The following is a 19613-nucleotide window of genomic DNA, read 5'->3' on the forward strand; positions in this document are numbered from 1 at the left end:
TCGGCGAGGACCAGGCGCGGTCGATGCTGGCCGAACTGCGCGGCCGGGCCCTGCTGGAGGGCGTGCGCGGCGGGGCCGGTCAGCGGCAGACGGCGAGCGCGTCCAGCGCCACCGCGCCCTGACCGCGCCCCAGCACCATCAGCGGGTTGATGTCCAGCTCGGCGAGGTCGTCGCCCAGCTCCAGCGCCATCCGCTGCACCCGCAGCACGACCTCGACGAGCGCGTCCACGTCCGCCGGGGGCCCGCCGCGCACGCCCTCCAGCAGGGCCCGGCCGCGCAGTTCGGCCAGCATCGACCGCGCCTGGTCCTCGCCGAACGGCGGCACCCGCACCGCCGCGTCGTGCAGCACCTCGACCAGTACGCCGCCGAGCCCGACCGTCACCGTCGGCCCGAAGAGCGCGTCGTGCGTGACGCCGACCATCATCTCGACACCCCGCTCGATCATCTGGCAGACCAGGATCCCGTCCAGCTCGATGTCCTCGAAGCGTGCGATGTCGGTCAGTTCGCGGTACGCGTCGCGGACCTGGCTCGCGGAGGTGAGCCCGACCTTGACCAGGCCCAGCTCGGTCTTGTGGGCGAGCCGGGCGCCGGACGCCTTCATGACGACCGGGTAGCCGACCAGCCCCGCGGCCCGGACGGACGCCGCGGCGCTGGTCACCAACTGCTCGCGCGGCACCCGTATCCCGTACGCCCGCAGCAGCTGCTTCGCCGCGTGCTCGCTCAGCTGGCGGCCCGGACGCATCAGCGCCTGCGCCTTGCGGAACGAGGGCGAGGGCGTGCGGGGCGCCTCGTCGAAGGGGGAGCGGTAGGAGGCCGCGAAGCGGTGGTGCTCCAGATAGGCCCGCACGGCGGTGATGCAGTTGCCGAAGGTGCGGAAGGTGGCGACGCGGGAGGAGCCGAGCAGCGTCGTGCGGTACGCCTCCTCCGTACCGACCGGCGACCCCCACACCACGCACACGAGCTTGTCCGTGCTCTCCGCGGCGTCCACCAGGTCCTGCGCGAGCCGGTCGCTCATCGGCGGGAAGGGGCCGGTGATCGGGCAGATCAGCACCCCGACGCCGGGGTCGGCGAGGATCGCGTCGATGATCTTCCGGCCGCGCCAGTCGCCCACCGGATGGCCGCCGTTGTCGACCGGGTTCGCCACGTTCAGGTAGTCGGGTATCCACTCGTGCAGCTCGCGCTGCTTGGCCTCGGACAGGGTGGGCAGGCTCAGCCCGGCCCCGGTCGCCAGGTCCGCGAAGTGCGCGCCCGTGCCGCCCGAGATCGAATACACCACGACCCCCTCGGCCTGCGGCCTGCGCGCGCGGGCGAGCAGGGCCGAGGCGTCCTGGAGCTCGTCGAGCCCGTCCACCCGGATCACGCCGAACTGCCGCATCGCCGCGTCCACCACCTGGTCGGCGCCGGTCAGCTTGCCGGTGTGCGACGCGGCGGTCCTGGCCCCCGCCTCCGTGCGCCCCACCTTGACCGCCACGACCGGGACCCCGGCCCGTGCCGCCCGGTCCGCGGCCAGCAGGAAGGAGCGCCCGTCCTTGAGCCCTTCCACGTAACAGGCGATGGCGCCGACCTCGGGGCGCTGCGAGAAGTACGAGATGAAGTCGGCGGTCTCCAGATCCGCCTCGTTGCCCGTGGGCGCCCAGTGCGAGAGCCGCACGCCCAGTTCCTGGAGGGTGAAGACGGGGCGGCCCTGGTGGCCGGACTGGGTGATCAGCGCGATCGCCGGTCCGTCGAGGTCGTCCCGGAACCGCTCGAAGGCGTTGAGGTTGGTGTTCGGCCCGAGCAGCCGCAGCCCGGACCGGGCCACCGCCGCGGCCAGCCGCTCCTGGGCGGCGGCGCCCTCCTCGCCGGTCTCGGCGAACCCGGAGGCGAAGGCGACGGCGAACCGCACCTCGGCCTGCGCGAGTTCCTCGATCACCGGGAGCGGGTCACCGACCAGCAGCACCGCCAGATCGACCCGTTCCGGCAGCTTCGCGACGGAAGGGGAACAGGGCCGCCCGAACACGGACTCCCGCGTGGGGTGCACGGGATACAGCCGTGCCCCGACCCGCTCGGCCCAGTCGATCAGCTGCCGGGTGATTCCGGTGTTGGGACGCCCCTCGGCGTCGGACGCGCCGACGACGGCCACGGACTCGGGCCGGAAGAACCGGTCCAGGTCCGGCACGGCCGTGTGCAGCGGCCGACCGCTGACGTCGAGGACGCCCTCCGCGGCGGCGGCCGTCGTGCTGTGGACGGCGGCGTGCGGTTCCTCGCCGCAGGCCACCACCCGGGCGCGGAAGTCGGTGGTGAGGGTGCCGTGAGTCGATCCAAGCATCGTTCCGCCCACTTCTGCTCGGGGTCCGTCGGGTGACCGTGTCCGGCCGACCCATAGCTGACACTCTGTCAGGTTACTGAACTGACGGCTCGTCAGGAATGGGTGTGCAGGCAAAGGCTGGAGGAAGGGAGGGCGGAGCCGGAGCGGCCGGAGCCGGTCGGCCGGATTCGTACAACCTCCGGGTGATCTTGGTTGTCCAACGAGCGGGCCGGACTCACCGGCCGTCGTCCGCCACCCTTGGCGCATCCTCATGGGGAGAAACATGAGACCCGTCTCCACCCGACGCACCGTGCGTCTCGGCTTCTGTGCCGCCGCGGCCGCCGGACTGCTGACCGCAGGGCTCGCGACTCCCGCGTTCGCGGAGGAGCAGACCGACCAGCTCTGGATACAGGCGCCCGGCGAGCAGAAGGTGACGTCCGTCGGCGACCCGTCCCAGGGCAGTCCGCTGGACATCGGGCTGTACCACGACAACGACAACTTCACCGTCACCGACGGCCGGCTCACGGTCGACATCTCCGGTGTCGCCGGAGTCGCCGAGGTGACCTGGCCCGACAACTGCGCGCCGACCGGGACCACGGCCGTGTGCACCGTCCCCGAGGTGCCCGTCATCGGCGACGCCTACAGCCCGCAGGTCCGCCTCACGGTCCGCGCCGCCGACGGCGCCGCGCTCGGCGCCCAGGGCCGGATCACCTACGCCGCCACGGCCACCGGCGGCCCCGACGGCACGCTGGAGGCCCCGCGCGACTCGTTCGACACCACGGTCACGGTCGGTTCGGGCCCCGACCTGTCCCTCGGGCCGATCAGCCCGGTGAGCGGGCTCCGGCCGGGCGACGTCCGGACCGTTCCGTTCGTGGTGACGAACAAGGGCGGCGAGCGCTCCGAGGGCCTCACCGCCAGGTTCACCGCCTCGTACGGACTGGAGTTCCTCAACCGGTACGCCGAGTGCACGTACGCGACGATCGGCGACGCCGACTACGTCCCGATGACCGAGGCCACCTGCTCCTTCGACCAGGTGATCGAGCCGGGCGGCTCCTTCGCGCTGCCCGCGCCGCTCCAGGTGGCCCTTTCCGCGCACGCGTACGGCGAGCGGCTGGACATCACCGTCGAGCCCGGCAACGGCGCCACGGACCTCTCGGACGAGGACAACTACGGCATGGCCCGCTTCACCGCGGCCAACACGGCGGACTTCGAGGCCCGGGGCGCGAACGTCGCCGGTGCCGCGGGCGAGACCGTCACCGCCGAGCTCGGCTTCCGCAACAACGGCCCGGCCTGGATCGGCAACCTCGGCTCCGGCGACTCGGTCGCGACCGTCGACTTCACCGTCCCCAGCGGCGTCACCGTCACCTCCGCCCCCGAGGGCTGCGAACCGCGCACCCTGAGCGGCGGCTACCACCCGCAGGCGACCGGCGCCCCGCGCTACAGCTGCGAGATGCCGTACTGGGCGCTGCCCGACACCACGCGCTCCCTTCCCTTCGAGCTGCGCATCGACCAGGTGATCCCCGACGCGACCGGCCGGGTCATGCTCACCACCGGCGGTTCGACCCCCGCGTCCTTCCCGTTCGACCCGCAGTCCGGCAACAACACCGCACAGCTCGTGGTGAACGCCACGCCCGCCGCCTGATCTCCTCTCCCTGACCCGGTGCGGGGCGCGACCGGTACTCCGGCCGCGCCCCGCACCGGTTTCTCCGCGCCCGTCATGCCCCGCGGCTCAGGGCAGGAATTCGTAGAACGGCCCGTCGGGCGCGAAGTTGCGGGAACACAGCATCACGTCCCGGCCCTTGAGGTAGGCCAGCAGCCACTCGCCGAACGTCATCTCGTAGAGGGTCCAGGACGGGCTGTCGAACTCCTGGACCACCACCTTCCAGGGCGCCGAGGGCCCGTCGGGAATCCGCAGGAAGACCGCCTCGCCCGTCGTGGCCGACGCCACCGGTATCAGCTCCCCGGGCCTCGACCCCACCGGACTCGGCAGGAACTCCACCATGTCCTCGTCACGCCAGAGCTCCAGATCGTCCCTGATGTGCCTCCCCAGGCTGTGCAGGAGATGGCCGGCGGGATGCGTCAGATACAGCTGGTTGTTGACCTGGACCGAACCGTAGGCGTCCACGATCTCGCGGAAGTCCGCGGGGAATCCGACCCCGAGCTCCCGCTCCAGCTCGGTCCAGGGCGCCGGGTCGGACCAGTTGAAGCGGGGCTCGCCCAACAGGGCGGTGATCTCCAAGAGCGTTGCCATCGCGGGTTTCCTTCGGGGACGTCGGGCCGATGCCCGTCCTGGGGCCGGGCGCGGTACGGGAGGGGCGGCCTCCTCGACCGCCGGGGCCGTACACGGCCATCCTCGCCCGTGGCACCGACAGTTCCCCGGCGAGCGCGGACGTCAGGGCTTCCTGACCCGATGGCGCAGGTGGGTGACGCCACTGCCTTCGACCACCGCGACGGGGCTGTCGAACTGCACCGTTACGGTGCCGAGTTCGCCGAAGAGCGTCTTCCCGGCAGCCGTCCAGGGACATCGTCGAGGGCTTCGGCGGTCAACGGGCCGTGGGCGAGGGCGTGTACGGGTATCGGCATGCCGGTCACTCCAGGGGCTGCCCGGGGGCAGATCTGGAACGTCTGATCGATAACATCGCGTCGCGACGCGCCAGGAGGCCGACGGCCGACGGCCCGACAAGGTGGGGAATCCATGAGCGATGACGTCCTGTCGATCATTCCGAGCGATCCGCGGTGGCAGCCGGACAGCGACGCGGCCGACCGCGTCGTCGCGCTCGTCGAGGACCTGGTGCCCAAAGCCGCCGACGGCGTGGACGTGGAGATCGACGTGACGTGGCACGACGCGATGACCGCCGTCGACTGCGGGGAGAACTTGGAACGGATCGGCTGCCCCCTGTGCCGGGCGTCCATCGACACGGAGTGGTGGGGCGACCTCCTTGAGGCCCACTGCGACGACGGGTTCCCCACGCTCGGGGTCGAGGTCCCGTGCTGTGGCGGATCAACCTCCCTCGACCTGCTGGATTACGACTGGCCCTGCGGTTTCGCCCGGTTCGAGATCGCCGTCTGGAACCCCGGACGCCTCTGGTTCGGCGAGGACGAGCTGACGGCCCTGGGGGGCCGGCTGGGCCATCCGGTGAAGCAGATCCGCGCCCACATCTGAGCCGGCATCCGAGCCCGCACCCCGAGCCCACATCCGAGCCCGCATCCGAGCCCCCTGCCGTCCGGTGCGGACACGGGCGGAGCCGCGCCGACGGACACCCCTTCTCACCAGGCGGTGAGGTCGACCGCGCGGACGCAGTGCGGATCGGTTTCGTCGGTCGTCCAGCGCTCCTCCTCGCGTACGAGGGCGGGGAGCGCGGCGAGTAGCGCGGTCAGCGCACCGGTGAGACGCACATCGACCGCGACCGGCCCGTCAGCCTCCTCGACCGCGAGGTAGAGCCGTATCCCGTCCTGTCCGGTGAGCAGGAAGCCGCACAGCGGGGGGTCCGGCGGTGTCTCGGCGAACGGCCGGGTCAGGGTTCGCAGCACGCGCAGCACGCGGTCCGTGCGCGTGGGCGGAGCGGGTTCGACGGCGGAGGCGTCCACCCGGACCAGACCCATGCCCATCACGGACGCATTCGGACGTGGGGGACCGTCGGCCACGAGTGTCCGGATCCAGCCCAGTACCAGCGGGGCGGTGACCGGCTCGTCATCGTCGTCCACCAGCGGTACCTCGTAGACGACCGGTGCATCCGGTTCCACGGCGTCGGTGTCGGGGCCGGTGCCGGTCACGACCCGGACCGCGTCCCGTGTCGGCAGCACCCCGCGCAGGAAGGTCCCGCCGACGAAGGGCACCACCGTGTAGTCGAGGAGGAACTGTGTGACGTATGCCTGCTGCTCGACCGTCTCTTCGTACGGGGCGTTCACTGGTTGATCCAGGCAGGGCACTTGTTGACGCCTTTGCAGTAGGCCGTGATCACGCCGACCTTTTTGCCCTTGCCCGCGTCGTACTCGCCGTCGGCCGTACGGCGGGCGTACTGCACGATGACCACGACATCGACCAGCCGGGTGCCGTTGCGGGCGACCCCGTAGTACTCCAGGCGTCCCCCGTTCTTCTTGTCCACCTTCCCGGCCAGAGCCGCCTCGACGACCCGGCACCTCTTGATGTTGTGCCTGCCGGAGAAATGGTTCCAGCCGAGTTCGCCGTTCCCGTACCGCGTGGGGATCACCCGTCCCTCGGGATCGGTCTGCTCGCACCGCACCTTCTTGTTCCAGTACCGCTGTGCCGACGCGTCCGGCACCGGCCCGGCCACGAGTGCGGCACCCGCGGTTGTCGCCATGATGGCGCTGATCAGTTTCATGAATGGAACGTGTCATGCCTTGTCCCGGTATACGGTCTCTTCGCTGCCGGAGCCCCCGGACGGATGACTCGGGTGCGCGCTCACGCCGGGCCGTCCATCCACATCACGAACCGGAACCTGCGCACGCTCACAGAATCCGCCCCGCACCGCGGGCATCGTGCCGCGCGATCTTTGCCCGCAACCGCTCCATGGGCTCCAAAGCCCGCACATCCGCCGGCTCGGCCCCCCACTCCGTACCGCCGCACATCGGCCGTAACGACCAGTACGGACCGGACACACCCCGGAACTCACCCACCCGGTTCCGGCGACCGGTGTCAACCAACAGCGTTCCCAGGGACGGGACTTGTGGGGGTTCCTGCCGGGAGGGCTGATCCTGTTTCCCTCTCTGGGCAGTACTGGCGGAGAAGGCGGGAGCATGACCGGACAGCGGCCGGGCACCGGCGGCGAAGTGGCTGACGTCCGGACCGGCATGATCGGCACGGGCACCCGTAACGGAATCCTCTGACCCCGTGCCGGCCGTACCCACCGGCCGCAGACGGCCCGCGATGCCCGAAAGCGACGAGGCCGCGGTCCCGGCGAGCAGCCGAAGGCCGGCAGCCCCTGGGAGGGGCCGCAGTGCTGATGCCTCTCCCGGCACGGAGGCAGGCGGGCACTGAAGACGGAGGACGGTCCGATGGCCCGGGTGGCCGTCAGGACGGCGCCGAGGGGGTGTGGTGGTCGAGCTCGGAACGTGGCTCGACAACTCCTCGAATGTGCCGGCCCGGCTGGGGGACGGGGCCGGCGCAGTGCGCGTTACGGGCGCGGTATCTCGGTGGTGACCTGGTCGTACCGGACGAGACGGGGGGTGAAGGAATACGAGGGATGTCTCTGCCGAAGACGTGCCGTGGCATCGTCGAGATACGCCCACATGTCGGCGGGGTCTGCACCGACGCCGAACGTCGCGTCGTTCAGCACCTCCATGTCGGGACTCCCGATGTATGCCACGTACTTGAGGGTCTGACTGCCACTGGCCATGGTTGCCTCGGCCTCCTTCGAGGTGCTGTGCGGTGTGTGTCCGTCCTTGCCACCCGTGGTATCGGCGGCCTGCGCTGTTCCGGTTGCCGTGAGAAGTGTCGATGCGGCAACTGTGCCGGTGGCACCCAGGAGTGCTCGCCGGGAAATGTCTGGCACGGTCCTCCCCCTACTTTGACGGCCCTTCCTGCGAGGGCCCGTGGTTGACGTTACAACCACGTCTTCGCCGTGGAAGGATCATTGCGGTGAATCGGATCCCGGTTCGGGAAGCTTCGCCGGCGGAGGGCGACGGGGGTGCCCGGCGTACGGCCGGGCACGAGGTCTTCGCGGTGGTCATCCCGGCCCCTGATCCGTCCCGGGCCGATCCCGGCTGGAGGCCGACGCACAGACCGGCTGCGAAACGGGGCCCTGCTGAACGTCACGCGGTTCGCCGGCCCGGCGCAACCCCCTGGAGGTCGCCCGACGGTGCGCCGGAGCATACGTGGACGCCTCGCCGGAACGAGGCGAAGTGCGCGCCGGCCGTCAGTCCTTGAGCTTGTATTCGCAGGGCTTGGCCGACTTGCCGTCCTGGTTGTCAGCGACCTGCTTGCCGTCGACCTCGATCGTGCACGGGGCCGGCTTGAGCGTTCCGTCCGGGCCCTTGACCGAACCGGGCACCACCGACACCGTGACGCCGACCTTCAGCTCGGCGCCCTCCAGCCGACCTGCAGGCCGCACTCGCCCGCCGTTGCTCCTGGTGGTGGTGGACGAAAGCTGCATCCGTCGGCCCATCGGTGGGCCCGAGGTCATGGGTGCCCAGTTGGCGCGGCTGATCGAGTTCGCCGAGCTGCCGAACACCTTTTGCCGCCCCGTTCGGCGTGGTCCCTGTCCGTGACCCCAAGGATCCGAACGGCCCGATGCCGAACGCTTTTGCCGCTTCGTTCGCCACCTTCGTGGCGGGTGTCAGGGCCGGAGAGTTCGGCGCCGTCCGAGCCGGCCCCATGCTTGCTCAGCTGGGATCGCGGCTCGATGTGGCATCGCGGATCATGCGCATGTTCGGCAGTTTCCCTCGCCAGAGCTCCCGCTCGCCGGTGGCCCTGAATCCGTAGCGTTGGTAGAAGCGGATCGCGCGCTCGTTGTAGTCGGTGACCCACAGGCGCATGGGCGCACTCCCCGCCCAGGCGAGGAACTCACCCATCAATCGGCCTCCGGTGCCTCGGCCCCGGGCTTCGTCCAGCAGGTACATCGGCCCGAGGTTGACCACCTCGTCCCGGCGGCCGCACAGGAAGCCGACGATCTCCGTCCCGGAGCGGACGACACGGCAGAACAGCAGGTCCGGCTGCCTCCCCGCCGTCTCGATGAACTCTCGCCACTGGGCGATTCCCTCCGCGGTGGCGGAGGAGCCGCGGTGCTCACGGATCCAGGTCTCGTCGATCCCCGCGTCCGCACAGGGATACGTCTGCAGCCAGACCCTCAGCTGCAGGGGGCCCAGAGACGAGGCGTCGTCAGCACGAGGGGATTCGATCACGTGGGTCATGGTGACCATCCTCGACGAAGCGCGCCGAGCGCCTCGCGCGATTTTTGCGATCTCGTCTTCACAGGTCACAGCCCTGGACCAGACCCTCCGAGACGGCACAGGTCATTTCCGGATCCCGTTGAGGACGAGGGCGGCGGGGCGCTCCCGTTGTTGCGGGGTGTGAAGGTTGCGGGGTGTGAAGTCGACCGCTGCCGGAGAAGGGCGGGAGGAGAACCCACTCTCCGCCACTCTCAACGTATAGCGCACCGGGGGACTTGCGGCAAGGCCCCCGGGATGGCGCAGAATCTCCGTTCTCAAGTGGTCCCGCAGTGGACCCGGAATCGGAGAAGACGCCGTGAACCCCCTCGCCACCAGTGCTTTCGACCTTCCCGAGCGCCTCGCGGCCAAGGCCGACCCGGCGCTGACCGCCCGCGACGAGGAGCACTTCGCGGCCATCGCGCGGTGTCTCGACGAGACGATCGCCGAACTGTCCGACCGGCTCGACGCCGAGCGCAGGGCGCCCGGCGGTGCGGGGCGGCAGGCGATGGACCGGGACCTGGAGATCCACCGGCTGTCCTCCCGGCTGCGCGCGCTGCGCCGCTTCGGCCTGGACCTGTGCCTGGGGCACATGGTCGGCGCGGACGGTTCCGAGCCCCTGTACGTCGGGCGGCTCGGCCTCACCGACAGCACGGGGCGCCGGCTGCTGGTCGACTGGCGTTCCCCCGCCGCCGAGCCGTTCTTCGGGGCCACCCACGCCAACCCGATGGGCCTGGCGAGCCGCCGCAGGTACCGCTGGACCAGGGGGAGGATCAGCGACTACTGGGACGAGGTGTTCACCCCGGACGCGTTCGCCGGGCACGCCGCGCTCGACGACCAGTCCGCCTTCGTCGCCAGTCTCGGCAGCAACCGTTCGGAGCGGATGCGGGACGTGCTCGGCACCATCCAGGCCGACCAGGACGCCATCATCCGGGCGGGGTCCCGCGGCGCGCTCGTCGTCGACGGCGGGCCGGGGACGGGCAAGACCGTCGTGGCCCTGCACCGTTCCGCCTACCTCCTGTACTCCGACCCCCGCCTCGGGCACCGGCGGGGCGGTGTGCTGTTCGTCGGCCCGCACGAGCCCTACCTGGGGTACGTCGCCGACGTCCTGCCCAGCCTCGGCGAGGAGGGCGTACAGACCTGCACCCTGCGCGACCTCGTCGCCGAGGGGGCCGGGGCGGGGGCCGAGACCGACCCGGACACGGCCCGGCTGAAGTCGTCCGCACGGCTGGTGCGGGCGGTCGAGGCGGCCGTCCGGTTCTACGAGGAGCCGCCCACCCGGGGCATGACGGTCACGACCCACTGGTCCGACATCGGGCTGACCGCCGAGGACTGGGCCGTGGCCTTCGAGGCGGCGGACCCCGGCACCCCGCACAACGAGGCGCGCGAGCAGGTCTGGGAGGAGCTGCTCACGATCCTGATGGACAAGCACGACGGCGACGCCCCGGACGAGCTGCTGCGCAGGTCGCTGACGCGGAACCGGGAACTGCACACGGCCTTCAACCGCGCGTGGCCGCTGCTGGAGGCGGCCGACGTCGTCGGGGACCTGTGGTCGGTCCCCGCGTACCTGCGCAGGTGCGCGCCCTGGCTCGGCCCCGACGAGGTCCGGCTGCTGCAGCGGACGGACGCGCGGGCCTGGACGGTGTCCGACCTGCCGTTCCTGGACGCGGCGCGGCAGCGGATCGGCGACCCGGAGGCGGCGCGGCGCAGGCGCCGGCACAAGGCGTCCGTGGCCGTCGAGCGCGAGCAGATGGCCAAGGTCGTCGATTCCCTGATCGCGGCCGACCCCGACGGCGAGGGCGTGATGACGATGCTGCACGGCCAGGACATGAAGGAGACCCTGGTCGACGGGAGCGAGGTGTCCGGCACCGAACCGGACCTGCTCGCCGGCCCGTTCGCGCACGTCGTCGTGGACGAGGCCCAGGAACTGACCGACGCGGAGTGGCAGATGCTGCTGCTGCGCTGCCCGTCCCGGAGCTTCACCGTCGTCGGGGACCGCGCCCAGGCCCGGCACGGGTTCACGGAGTCGTGGCAGGAGCGGCTGGAGCGGGTCGGGATCGACCGGATCGACCTGGCCTCCCTGAGCATCAACTACCGGACGCCGGAGGAGATCATGACGGAGGCCGAGCCGGTGATCCGGGCCGTGCTCCCGGACGCCAACGTGCCGACCTCCATCCGGGCCGGTGGCGTACCCGTCGTGCACGGACCGGTTTCGGAGCTGCGCCCGGTCCTCGACGCCTGGCTCGCCGCCCATGAAGAGGGCACCGCCTGCGTCATCGGCGATGCCGCGTTCCGGGCGACGTTCCGGGCGACGCCCCGGGTCCGGTCGCTGACCCCGGAGCTGTCCAAGGGGCTCGAATTCGACCTGGTCGTCCTCGTGGACCCGGAGTCGTTCGGCGAGGGCGTCGAGGGGGCGGTCGACCGCTACGTCGCGATGACCCGCGCGACCCGGCAGCTCGTCGTCCTGAAGAGCTCCTGACGAGCCTCCGGTGAGCCCCTGACGAGCCCCTGGCGGGTCGGCCGCCTGAGAGCCGCCGGTCGCGCACGGGCTCGTGGGCCCCTCAGCCCGTGCGCGCCAGCCTCTTCGCTATCTTCCCGGCGTCCAGGGCCAGTTCGCGCAGCATGCCGCTGATCGGATTGGTGAACCCGGTGAAGTACAGGCCGGGGGCCTGCCGGGGGGTGCGGGCGCCGTGGACCACCGGGCGGCCCCGGGAGTCCAGTACGTCGAGGTGGCCGACCAGCCCCTCCAGGGCCTGCCGGTAGCCGGTCGCCGCGATCACCGCGTCCGGGGTGATCCGCTCCCCGTCGGCCAGTACCACCGCGTCCCCGTCGAACGACTCGACGGCCGCGACCGGCACCACCCGGCCGCTCTTCACCGCGTTGATCAGCCCCACGTCCTGCACCGGGATGGCGCCCTGCCTGGCCCGGCTGTACAGGCCGGTGTCCGGGCGCGGCAGCCCGTGCGCGGTGAGGTCGGGCACGGCGAACCGGGTCATGGCGCCCGCGGCCCGGTCCACCAGCCGGACCGGCAGCCGACGGGCCAGGACGCCGTTCGCCTGGGCGGGCCAGCCCGCCGTCGAGCGGCGCACGATGTGCGGCGCGGTGCGCACCGCGATCCGTACCCGGGACGCCCCGCCCTCCACCAGGTCGACGGCGATCTCCGCCCCCGTGTTGCCGATGCCGACGACGAGGACGTCCTTGCCCGCGTAGGGGGCGGCGTCGCGGTACTCGGCGGCGTGCACCAGATCACCGGTGAAGCCGTCGCGGCCGGACCAGTCGGGCAGGCGCGGGGTGTGGTTGAAGCCGGTGGCGACGACGACGGCCCGGCCGGTCAGCACCCGGCCGCCGCTCGCGGTCAGCTGCCAGCCCGTTCCGTCGGGCGCGCGGTCGATCCGGGACACCTCGACGCCCGTCACCACCTCCAGCTCGTGGTGCTCGGCGTACTTCTCCAGGTAGCGCACCATGTCGTCCCTGGCCACCCAGCGCCCGAACCGGCGCGGCATCGCCAGGCCCGGCAGCGCGGACCAGCGGCGGATGGTGTGCAGGTGCAGCCGGTCGTAGTGGCGGCGCCAGGAGGCGCCCACGTCCCCGGACTTCTCCAGCACCACCGCCCGTACGCCCCGCTCGCGCAGGGACGCGGCGACGGCGAGACCGCCCGGACCGCCGCCGACGACGTAGACGGGCCGGTCCTCGGTGAGACCGAGGGGGGCCGGGACGGAACCATCGGCGGTACGTGCGCTGTCGGACATGAATCGGAGCGTAATCGCGCACCCGGTTGATGGGTCTCGGTCAAGACCGGAATCGATTGCGAATTGGTCACGCCTGCCGCCCGCCCCCGGCCCGTCCGCCGGTCACCTGTGGCACGACCCTTGCGCGGGGCGGCCCGGATCAGGTTACCTGACGTATCGTCAGATTCCTTGAGGGGAGGCACCGTGCAGACGATCTGGCTCAGCGGAGCGGAATGGCTGGCCGTCCTCCGGGTGGGGCTCGGCCTGTGGTGGCTGGAGAGCTGGCGGCACAAGGACAAGAAGGGCTGGTTCGAACGCGGTACGGGCATCGCCTGGGCCGCCGACGTGGCGGGCAAGCACCGGTGGCCGGTGGTGGGCAAGGGCTTCGACCGGATCGTCGCGCCGCGCCCCAAGGTCATGGCCCATGTCGTCGTGTACGCGGAACTCGCCCTGGGGCTGGGCCTGGTGACCGGGTTCCTGACCCCCGTCGCCCTGGCCGCCGGGCTGCTGCTCAACCTGCTCTACCTGGTGCTGATGATCCACGACTGGGCGGAGCAGGGGCAGAACGCGATGATGGCGCTGATCTCGCTCGTCGCGCTGTTCGCGATGTCCTGGCAGACCTGGTCCCTCGACGCGGCGATCGGACTCTTCCGGTGACCGGGGCGGCGGCACGTTTCGACCTGCCCGAACCCGACGCCTTCACCCGGCCCTACTGGGACGCCGCGGCCCGGGGGCAGTTGCTGCTGCGCCGCTGCCGCACCTGCGGGCGGACCCACCACTACCCGCGCGAGTTCTGCCCGCACTGCTGGAGCGAGGACGTCGTCTGGCAGCCGGCGAGCGGGCGGGCCACGCTCTACACCTGGTCCGTCGTCCACCGCAACGACCTGCCGCCGTTCGGCGCCCGGGTCCCGTACGTCGCCGCCGTGGTCGATCTGGCCGAGGGGCCGCGGATGATGACGGAGATCGTGGAGTGCCCGGAGTCCGCCCTCGCCATCGGCATGGCGCTGCGGGTGACCTTCAGACGGGAGGAGGGGCAGGAGGCCGTACCGGTCTTCCGGCCCTGAGCGGAGCTCTGAGCGGGGCCCGGTGAGGTGGGCGGTGTGCGGCGCGGGGTCCGGTGCGGTGGGCGGTGTACGACGAGGGGCCCGGCGTGCGGCGCGGGGCCCCGGCGCGCTACTTGGCGTCGCGCAGCTTGCGGCGTTCGCGGAAGTTGGGGTGGCGGACGGTCACGCCGCCCATGTCGCAGGAGCCCGTCAGCCGGAGCACCGGGGAGCCGGGCGTGCCCGTGCCCTCGGTCCGGTCCTTCAGGCCGCCGATGGAAAGCTCCAGCTCGTCGGCCCGCACGGTCCAGCCCTGCGGGACCACGATCATGATCCCGCCCATCTCGCCGTGCACCTCCAGCTCGACCTCGCGCGGCCGGCACTCGGCGAGGGTGAAGTCGAGCTTGACGCTCCCCATCCCCGCGTGGGCGCGGATCACCGGAGGCACCTTCCAGCGGCCCGAACGGCTCGCCCCGTGCACGCCCCCCTTGAGCACCAGCGGCTCGGCCGGCACGACGGGGCCGAGGTCCTCGGTGAGCGGCGCCAACTCCGCGTGGGTCCTGGCGGACAGGGCCTGCCCGAGCCGGGTGTCCAGCTCCTCCATGTCGATGCGGCCGTCGGCCGCCGCCTCCCGCAACTGCTCGACCACCGCCTCCCGATCGGCGTCGGAAGCGCGCATACGGCCGGCGGAACGCGAGGGATCGACAGTCATGGGGGCGATGATACGTAGATGTGCACGGGCCGCACCGGGCTCTTCGGCGCGGCGCCCCGCGTCACAGTCCTGGCGCGCCCCACACCGGGAACCACCGGGACAGGTCCCGTTCGACGCGGAGGTCGTCCCCGAGCACCGCTCTGATCTCCAGCTCCAGCTGGTTGTCACGTCGTTCCGAACCGCCGGGCAGGGGCGCGAACGGGTAGAACGTGCCGCGCTTGTAGAGGTAGACCAGCGCCAGCGGACGGTCCCGCTCGTCCCGGAAGCCGATCAGCGAGCAGAGCAGATGCGGGCCGAACCCGCCGTCCTGGAGCAGGGTGTTGACCGCGTGCAGGTCGTTGACCAGGCCGGCCGTGTCGTCGGGGGAGTGTTCGGCCAGCAGCCAGGTGTAGCCGTAGCCGTCCTGGCTGAACCGCACCGGGACGCCGCCGCGGCCGGTGTCGGCGTCGAGCAGTTCGCGCACGTCCTGCTGGAGGCGGTTGAAGGCGCCGCCCTCGACGCCCGCGAAACAGACCGACCCGAGGCCGGTCGGAGCGAACCCGGCGCCGGCCTGGAGGGTGAGGGCCGCCGACGGCACGGCGAAGAGCTGGTCGAGGTCGGGGCGGACCGGCTTGCTGCGGCCGAGGATGGTGTCGAGAAAGCCCATGGACGTACCTCCGGACGGGGAGAAGCGGGAGAAGTGGGCTCGCCGGGCATCACGGGCGGGCATCACGGGTGGGTTTCYCGGGCGGGCGAGGTCGGCGGAGATGCGGGCCAGCTGGTCGAGGCGCTGTTCGAGGGTCGGGTGCGAGGAGAGCAGCCGACCCAGGCTCTCCTTGGACGAGAACGCGGGGACGAAGTAGAAGGCGTTGTACGGCTCCGCCTTGCGCAGGTCCTCGGTCGGGATGCGGGCCATCTGGCCGCTCACCTTCGTGAGGGCGGAGGCGAGCGCGGAGGGGCGTCCGGTGAGCAGGGCGGCGGTGCGGTCGGCGGAGAGCTCGCGGTAGCGCGAGAGCAGCCGGGTCAGCAGGAAGCCCAGGGCGTACACGACCGCGCTGACCAGCGGGATCAGCAGGATCGCGATGCCCACGGGGTCGCTGCCGCGGCTGTTGCGGGAGAGCCCGCCCCACAGGGCGACCCGGGTGATGAGGCCGGCGAGCACGCCGAGGAACGAGGCGATCGTCATGACGGCCACGTCGCGGTGGGCGACGTGCGACATCTCGTGCGCGAGCACCCCCTCCAGCTCCGGGGGGTCCAGTCTGCGCAGCAGCCCGGTGGTGGCGCAGACGAGGGCGGTCCGCTCGTTCCGGCCGGTCGCGAAGGCGTTCGGCACATCGCTCCGCGCGATGGCCACGCGTGGTTTCGGCATGTCGGCAAGAGCGCAGATCCGGTCGACGGCGCCGTGCAGCTCGGGGGCCTCCTCCGGAGTGACCTCGCGGGCCCCCATGCCGAACGCCGCGATGCGGTCGCTGAACCAGAACTGCGCGACGAACATGCCGCCGACGAGGAGCAGGATGATCGGCCAGGCACCGCGCAGCACGGCGAGCAGCACCCCGACCAGGACCACGTACAGCAGGCCGATCAGGAACATGGTGCCGACCATGCGCGTGGTCAGCCCGCGGTCCGGGGCGTAGCGGGAGCGGGTTCGGCTCATTGTCGCCTCCATTCCCCCCGACGCCTTCCATATTGCCCCTTTCGTGGGGGAAATCGGATTCCTGGAGCTGGCTCGAAAGCATGCCCGGAGATGCTGCGGGAATATGGCAGACAGAGGTGAAAAGGATCAGAGAAGTGCCCGATCGGGCGCCGGAGGATATTTGGCCGAACATTACCTGGACCCGTTAGGTGCCTCAGGCATCTAGTGGGCGGAGATCGGTAGGACTCCCTCCCCCCTTGCGAGGCTCCGACATGGCAGACGCCGACACCATCCCGTTCCCGCAGAACCGCACCTGCCCCTACCAGCCGCCGGCGCAGTACCGCGGCACCCCCGGCGACCGGCAGCCGGTGTCGTCCGCCCGGCTCTTCGACGGCCGCGTGGTGTGGCTGGTCACCGGACACGCCGAGGCGCGCTCCCTCCTGGTGGACCCCAGGCTGTCGTCCGACCGGGAGAACCCGGACTTCCCGCTGTTCGCCGAACGGCTGGCCGCGTCGAGCCTGCGGCGCGTGGAACTGCTCGGCGTGGACGACCCCGAGCACAACGTCCAGCGCCGGATGCTGATCCCGAGCTTCACCGTGAGGCGGACCGCGGCCCTGCGGCCGCAGATCCAGCGGACCGTGGACGGTCTGCTCGACCGGATGATCGAACAGGGGCCGCCGGCCGACCTGGTCGGCGCCTTCGCGCTGCCGGTGCCCTCCATGGTCATCTGCGCGCTCCTCGGGGTGCCCTACGCCGACCACGAGTTCTTCGAGGCGCAGTCGCGCAAGCTGCTCCGCGGCCCGGCCGCCGCCGACGTCGAGTCCGCACGCGAGGCCCTGGACGACTACTTCCGGGTACTGATCGACCGGAAGCGGGCCGCCCCCGGGGACGGACTGCTCGACGAGCTCGTCGAGAAGCAGCTGGAGACCGGGGCCGTGGACCGCGAGCAGCTCGTGCGGCTGGCGGAGATCCTGCTCGTGGCCGGTCACGAGACGACCGCGAACATGATCTCGCTCGGCACGTTCACGCTGCTCCAGCACCCCGACCAGCTGGCCCGGATGCGGGACTCGGACGACCTGATGCCCTCCGCGGTCGAGGAGCTGCTGCGCTTCCTGTCCATCGCGGACGGGATCTCCCGGGTGGCCGTCGAGGACATCGAGGCGGGCGGCGTGACCATCAGGAAGGGCGACGGCGTCGTCCTGTCCACGTCGGCGATCAACCGGGACGAGACCGCGTACGAGGCGCCGGACGAGCTGGACCTCGGCCGGAACGCCCGCAACCACGTCGCCTTCGGCTTCGGGATCCACCAGTGCCTGGGCCAGAACCTGGCCCGCGCCGAGATGGAGATCGCGCTGCGCACGCTCTGCCGACGCCTTCCGGGGCTGCGGCTCGCGGTGCCCGCGGAGGAAGTCCCGTTCAAACCCGGGGACACCATTCAGGGGCTGATCGAAATGCCCGTGACGTGGTGAACAATTCCCGTCACGCGGTGAAAACGGCCCGAGCGCCGGTGGAAACGGCGGGCCCGGTGGAAACGGCGGGTCCGGTGGAAACGATGACCGCGGTGACCGGGATCGGATCGGAAAGGAATACCGGGATGCGTATCGGTATCGACAGGGACCGGTGCATCGGCGCGGGGCAGTGCGCGCTCACCGCACCGAAGGTGTTCACCCAGGACGACGACGGATTCAGCGAGCTGCTGCCCGATCACGAGGACGCCCTCGAAGGCCCCCTCGTCAAGGAGGCGGCCCGCGCCTGCCCCGTGCAGGCGATCACCGTCGACTGACGGGGAACGGGCGGGGCGCGCCGGGCGGGGCGCCCCGCCCGCCTCGTCCCCGCGCGCCTCGTCCCCGCGCGCCCCGCTCGTCGTCAGGGCCAGAGCAGCTCCCGTTCCCAGCCGTCCGTGCTGCCGTCCGTCCGTCGGCGGTAGCGCAGCCGGACGTGCCGGCGCCCGGCGTCGCCCTGGAAGAACTCGACCTCCTGCGGCTCGACCACGTATCTGGTCCAGCTCGCGACCTCCGCGTCCGGTTCCGCCCGCGCCCGCTGCCGGGCCGCGTCCGAGGCGCGGCCCAGCTCCTCGGACGAGCCGAGCACCTCGCTCTGCCGTCCCACCAGCGCCGACGCCAGTGCCCCGGTGGAGCGGGCGTGCAGATCGGCGCTGCTCTCGGCGGGCGTGCAGGCCGTGACCCGGCCCCGTACCCGCACCTGCCGGCCCTGCGCGGGCCAGTAGAAGCCGAGCGCCGCGTGCGGCCGGGCGGTGAGCTGGCGGCCCTTCGCGCTGGTGCGGTGCGTGGCGAAGTGCCAGCCGCGCTCGTCCGCGTCGTGCAGCATCACCGTCCGCACGTCGGGCCGGCCCGCCTCGTCCGCGGTGGCCAGCGACATCGTGTGCGGCTCGACCTGCCCGGCGGCCACGGCCCCGGCGAACCAGGCGTGGAAGAGCGGGAGCGGGGCTGCGGGGGCGGTGTCCGGGTCGAAGACCGGGAGCTCGACGTCCCAGACCCGCTGGGCGTGCAGCAGATCGAGGAAGCCCTGCCGGGGGTCACTGTGCGCATCACGCTGTACGTCACTCATGCCCCCCATTGCAGCGCATGGTGCGGTGCGGAGGGCGAGGCGATTGCCGTAGCACTGCGGGACACGCCGAGCTGCGCTTGTCCGCATGAAGACCATCACCCAGCGTGAGTTCCGGAACAACTCCGCCGAAGTCATGAACGCCGTGGAGGCGGGCGAGGTCTTTCACATCACCCGCAACGGCATAGAGGTCGCCGAACTGCGGCCGCTCGCCCGGAAGCGGCGGCTGAGCGCGGAGGAGCTGGTGGCCAGGCACCGTCGGCTGCCGCGCGTGGACGCCGCGCAGATGCGCCGCGAGGCCGACGGCTTCTTCGGAGTCGAGGACCGGGTCGGGGACGACGACCCGCGGGAGCGCGAGCGTGGCTGAGCGGCATGAAGCGGGGGTGCTCGACACCTGCGCGTACATCGGCCTCGATCTGCTGGGGGCGAAGGACCTGCCCGTCCTCCCGGTGCTCACCGCCGTGACGATGGCCGAGCTGCAGCAGGGTGTGGCGATGGCCGAGGACCCCGGTGTGCGGGCGGCCCGGACGGAGAAACTCGGCGCGGCCGTGGCCGACTTCGAGCCGCTGCCCTTCGACGCGGACGCCGCCGCCCGTTACGGGACCCTGGTGGCCCTGGTGATCGCCGCCCGGCACGCCTCCGGGCCCCGCCGCGTGGACCTGATGATCGCGGCCATCGCCTCGGTCAGGGGCCTGCCGCTCCACACGCGCAACGCGGACGACTTCAAGGGGCTGGAAGGGGCGCTCACCGTCGTCCCGGTGTGACCGCCCGGCCGGTCGCGGGC

21 protein-coding genes and 2 pseudogenes are annotated in these 19613 nt (G+C 71.7%); 10 read left to right on the forward strand and 13 right to left on the reverse strand.

Annotated features, from left to right (window positions below; translation table 11 throughout):
* Positions 1-79: 79 nt before the first annotated feature.
* Positions 80-2308 (reverse strand): acetate--CoA ligase family protein, encoded by a 2229-nt coding sequence (locus EAO76_RS20625; protein ID WP_148837339.1) that lies wholly within the window; start codon positions 2306-2308, stop codon positions 80-82.
* Between the two features lie 262 nt (positions 2309-2570).
* Here EAO76_RS20625 and EAO76_RS20630 point away from each other — a divergent pair, with 262 nt between their 5' ends.
* A complete protein-coding gene (locus EAO76_RS20630; protein WP_148837340.1) occupies positions 2571-3929 on the forward strand; it encodes a hypothetical protein in 1359 nt (452 codons plus the stop codon).
* An 87-nt stretch (positions 3930-4016) separates the two neighbouring features.
* Here the strand turns inward: EAO76_RS20630 and EAO76_RS20635 are convergent, their stop codons facing one another.
* Positions 4017-4538, reverse strand: a complete 522-nt coding sequence (locus tag EAO76_RS20635; protein WP_148837341.1) for an SMI1/KNR4 family protein — start codon at positions 4536-4538, stop codon at positions 4017-4019.
* A gap of 444 nt (positions 4539-4982) precedes the next feature.
* On the opposite strand from EAO76_RS20635, the gene EAO76_RS20645 reads away from it, so the two are divergent.
* On the forward strand, positions 4983-5450 hold the full coding sequence (locus EAO76_RS20645) for a hypothetical protein (RefSeq protein WP_148837342.1): 468 nt from the start codon (positions 4983-4985) through the stop codon (positions 5448-5450).
* 104 nt (positions 5451-5554) lie between these two features.
* Here EAO76_RS20645 and EAO76_RS20650 read toward each other — a convergent pair whose 3' ends face one another.
* The 5 genes from EAO76_RS20650 to EAO76_RS46400 all read right to left on the reverse strand — a co-directional run bounded on the left by EAO76_RS20650 (position 5555) and on the right by EAO76_RS46400 (position 8358).
* A complete protein-coding gene (locus EAO76_RS20650) occupies positions 5555-6196 on the reverse strand; it encodes a hypothetical protein (RefSeq protein WP_148837343.1) in 642 nt (213 codons plus the stop codon).
* Positions 6193-6630, reverse strand: a complete 438-nt coding sequence (locus EAO76_RS20655; RefSeq protein WP_262375606.1) for a hypothetical protein — start codon at positions 6628-6630, stop codon at positions 6193-6195. The genes EAO76_RS20650 and EAO76_RS20655 overlap by 4 nt, the downstream gene beginning before the upstream one ends.
* A 127-nt stretch (positions 6631-6757) precedes the next feature.
* Positions 6758-7057, reverse strand: coding sequence for a hypothetical protein (locus tag EAO76_RS46395; protein WP_148837458.1), 300 nt, complete (start codon positions 7055-7057; stop codon positions 6758-6760).
* A gap of 365 nt (positions 7058-7422) precedes the next feature.
* Entirely contained in the window at positions 7423-7644 is a 222-nt protein-coding gene (locus tag EAO76_RS20665; RefSeq protein WP_148837344.1) for a hypothetical protein, read from the reverse strand.
* A gap of 519 nt (positions 7645-8163) precedes the next feature.
* Entirely contained in the window at positions 8164-8358 is a 195-nt protein-coding gene (locus EAO76_RS46400; protein WP_187438700.1) for a hypothetical protein, read from the reverse strand.
* Between EAO76_RS46400 and EAO76_RS46405 the strand changes: the two are divergent.
* A pseudogene (locus tag EAO76_RS46405) lies at positions 8354-8479 on the forward strand (Scr1 family TA system antitoxin-like transcriptional regulator); the annotation flags it as partial. The gene EAO76_RS46400 and the pseudogene EAO76_RS46405 overlap by 5 nt on opposite strands.
* 150 nt (positions 8480-8629) lie before the next feature.
* On the opposite strand, the gene EAO76_RS20680 reads toward EAO76_RS46405, so the two are convergent.
* The gene (locus EAO76_RS20680; RefSeq protein WP_187438701.1) at positions 8630-9157 is read right to left on the reverse strand and encodes a GNAT family N-acetyltransferase; all 528 of its coding nucleotides are present in this window, start codon (positions 9155-9157) and stop codon (positions 8630-8632) included.
* A gap of 334 nt (positions 9158-9491) precedes the next feature.
* On the opposite strand from EAO76_RS20680, the gene helR reads away from it, so the two are divergent.
* Positions 9492-11651: an RNA polymerase recycling motor ATPase HelR gene (gene helR, locus EAO76_RS20685; RefSeq protein WP_148837346.1), complete on the forward strand. Its 2160-nt coding sequence runs from the start codon at positions 9492-9494 to the stop codon at positions 11649-11651.
* Positions 11652-11733: 82 nt separating this feature from the next.
* Here the strand turns inward: helR and EAO76_RS20690 are convergent, their stop codons facing one another.
* Entirely contained in the window at positions 11734-12921 is a 1188-nt protein-coding gene (locus tag EAO76_RS20690; protein ID WP_148837347.1) for an NAD(P)/FAD-dependent oxidoreductase, read from the reverse strand.
* A gap of 183 nt (positions 12922-13104) precedes the next feature.
* On the opposite strand from EAO76_RS20690, the gene EAO76_RS20695 reads away from it, so the two are divergent.
* Both EAO76_RS20695 and EAO76_RS20700 read left to right on the forward strand, forming a co-directional pair.
* Complete coding sequence (locus tag EAO76_RS20695) at positions 13105-13557, forward strand: DoxX family protein (RefSeq protein WP_148837348.1); 453 nt, start codon at positions 13105-13107, stop codon at positions 13555-13557.
* On the forward strand, positions 13554-13964 hold the full coding sequence (locus EAO76_RS20700; protein ID WP_187438702.1) for a Zn-ribbon domain-containing OB-fold protein: 411 nt from the start codon (positions 13554-13556) through the stop codon (positions 13962-13964). The genes EAO76_RS20695 and EAO76_RS20700 overlap by 4 nt, the downstream gene beginning before the upstream one ends.
* A 109-nt stretch (positions 13965-14073) precedes the next feature.
* Here the strand turns inward: EAO76_RS20700 and EAO76_RS20705 are convergent, their stop codons facing one another.
* The 3 genes and pseudogenes from EAO76_RS20705 to htpX form a co-directional block, all read right to left on the reverse strand.
* Entirely contained in the window at positions 14074-14652 is a 579-nt protein-coding gene (locus EAO76_RS20705; protein WP_262375607.1) for a DUF1707 domain-containing protein, read from the reverse strand.
* A 61-nt stretch (positions 14653-14713) separates the two neighbouring features.
* Positions 14714-15361, reverse strand: coding sequence for a PspA-associated protein PspAB (locus EAO76_RS47665; RefSeq protein ID WP_399462474.1), 648 nt, complete (start codon positions 15359-15361; stop codon positions 14714-14716).
* Between the two features lie 18 nt (positions 15362-15379).
* Positions 15380-16285: pseudogene (gene htpX, locus EAO76_RS20710) on the reverse strand (zinc metalloprotease HtpX); the annotation flags it as partial.
* Positions 16286-16536: 251 nt separating this feature from the next.
* On the opposite strand from htpX, the gene EAO76_RS20715 reads away from it, so the two are divergent.
* On the forward strand, positions 16537-17733 hold the full coding sequence (locus tag EAO76_RS20715; protein ID WP_148837349.1) for a cytochrome P450: 1197 nt from the start codon (positions 16537-16539) through the stop codon (positions 17731-17733).
* Between the two features lie 125 nt (positions 17734-17858).
* The gene (locus EAO76_RS20720; protein WP_148837350.1) at positions 17859-18047 is read left to right on the forward strand and encodes a ferredoxin; all 189 of its coding nucleotides are present in this window, start codon (positions 17859-17861) and stop codon (positions 18045-18047) included.
* Between the two features lie 83 nt (positions 18048-18130).
* Here EAO76_RS20720 and EAO76_RS20725 read toward each other — a convergent pair whose 3' ends face one another.
* Positions 18131-18832: a pyridoxal 5'-phosphate synthase gene (locus EAO76_RS20725; protein WP_148837351.1), complete on the reverse strand. Its 702-nt coding sequence runs from the start codon at positions 18830-18832 to the stop codon at positions 18131-18133.
* Positions 18833-18917: 85 nt separating this feature from the next.
* Here EAO76_RS20725 and EAO76_RS20730 point away from each other — a divergent pair, with 85 nt between their 5' ends.
* Both EAO76_RS20730 and EAO76_RS20735 read left to right on the forward strand, forming a co-directional pair.
* Complete coding sequence (locus EAO76_RS20730) at positions 18918-19196, forward strand: type II toxin-antitoxin system Phd/YefM family antitoxin (protein WP_148837352.1); 279 nt, start codon at positions 18918-18920, stop codon at positions 19194-19196.
* Positions 19189-19593 carry a type II toxin-antitoxin system VapC family toxin gene (locus EAO76_RS20735; RefSeq protein WP_148837353.1) on the forward strand — a complete coding sequence of 135 codons (405 nt, stop codon included), beginning with the start codon at positions 19189-19191 and terminating at the stop codon, positions 19591-19593. The genes EAO76_RS20730 and EAO76_RS20735 overlap by 8 nt, the downstream gene beginning before the upstream one ends.
* Positions 19594-19613: the final 20 nt, after the last annotated feature.

Origin of the sequence: Streptomyces sp. sk2.1, from assembly GCF_008120935.1 — a bacterium.
Taxonomy (GTDB): domain Bacteria; phylum Actinomycetota; class Actinomycetes; order Streptomycetales; family Streptomycetaceae; genus Streptomyces.

Coding starts and splice junctions, on each gene's coding strand:
- EAO76_RS20625 (WP_148837339.1), bottom strand. CDS start 2,308: ATGCTTGGATCGACTCACGGCACCCTCACCACCGACTTCCGCGCCCGG.
- EAO76_RS20630 (WP_148837340.1), top strand. CDS start 2,571: ATGAGACCCGTCTCCACCCGACGCACCGTGCGTCTCGGCTTCTGTGCC.
- EAO76_RS20635 (WP_148837341.1), bottom strand. CDS start 4,538: ATGGCAACGCTCTTGGAGATCACCGCCCTGTTGGGCGAGCCCCGCTTC.
- EAO76_RS20645 (WP_148837342.1), top strand. CDS start 4,983: ATGAGCGATGACGTCCTGTCGATCATTCCGAGCGATCCGCGGTGGCAG.
- EAO76_RS20655 (WP_262375606.1), bottom strand. CDS start 6,630: ATGAAACTGATCAGCGCCATCATGGCGACAACCGCGGGTGCCGCACTC.
- EAO76_RS20665 (WP_148837344.1), bottom strand. CDS start 7,644: ATGGCCAGTGGCAGTCAGACCCTCAAGTACGTGGCATACATCGGGAGT.
- EAO76_RS20680 (WP_187438701.1), bottom strand. CDS start 9,157: ATGACCCACGTGATCGAATCCCCTCGTGCTGACGACGCCTCGTCTCTG.
- EAO76_RS20690 (WP_148837347.1), bottom strand. CDS start 12,921: ATGTCCGACAGCGCACGTACCGCCGATGGTTCCGTCCCGGCCCCCCTC.
- EAO76_RS20705 (WP_262375607.1), bottom strand. CDS start 14,652: ATGACTGTCGATCCCTCGCGTTCCGCCGGCCGTATGCGCGCTTCCGAC.
- EAO76_RS47665 (WP_399462474.1), bottom strand. CDS start 15,361: ATGCCCGCCCGTGATGCCCGGCGAGCCCACTTCTCCCGCTTCTCCCCG.
- EAO76_RS20715 (WP_148837349.1), top strand. CDS start 16,537: ATGGCAGACGCCGACACCATCCCGTTCCCGCAGAACCGCACCTGCCCC.
- EAO76_RS20720 (WP_148837350.1), top strand. CDS start 17,859: ATGCGTATCGGTATCGACAGGGACCGGTGCATCGGCGCGGGGCAGTGC.
- EAO76_RS20725 (WP_148837351.1), bottom strand. CDS start 18,832: ATGAGTGACGTACAGCGTGATGCGCACAGTGACCCCCGGCAGGGCTTC.
- EAO76_RS20730 (WP_148837352.1), top strand. CDS start 18,918: ATGAAGACCATCACCCAGCGTGAGTTCCGGAACAACTCCGCCGAAGTC.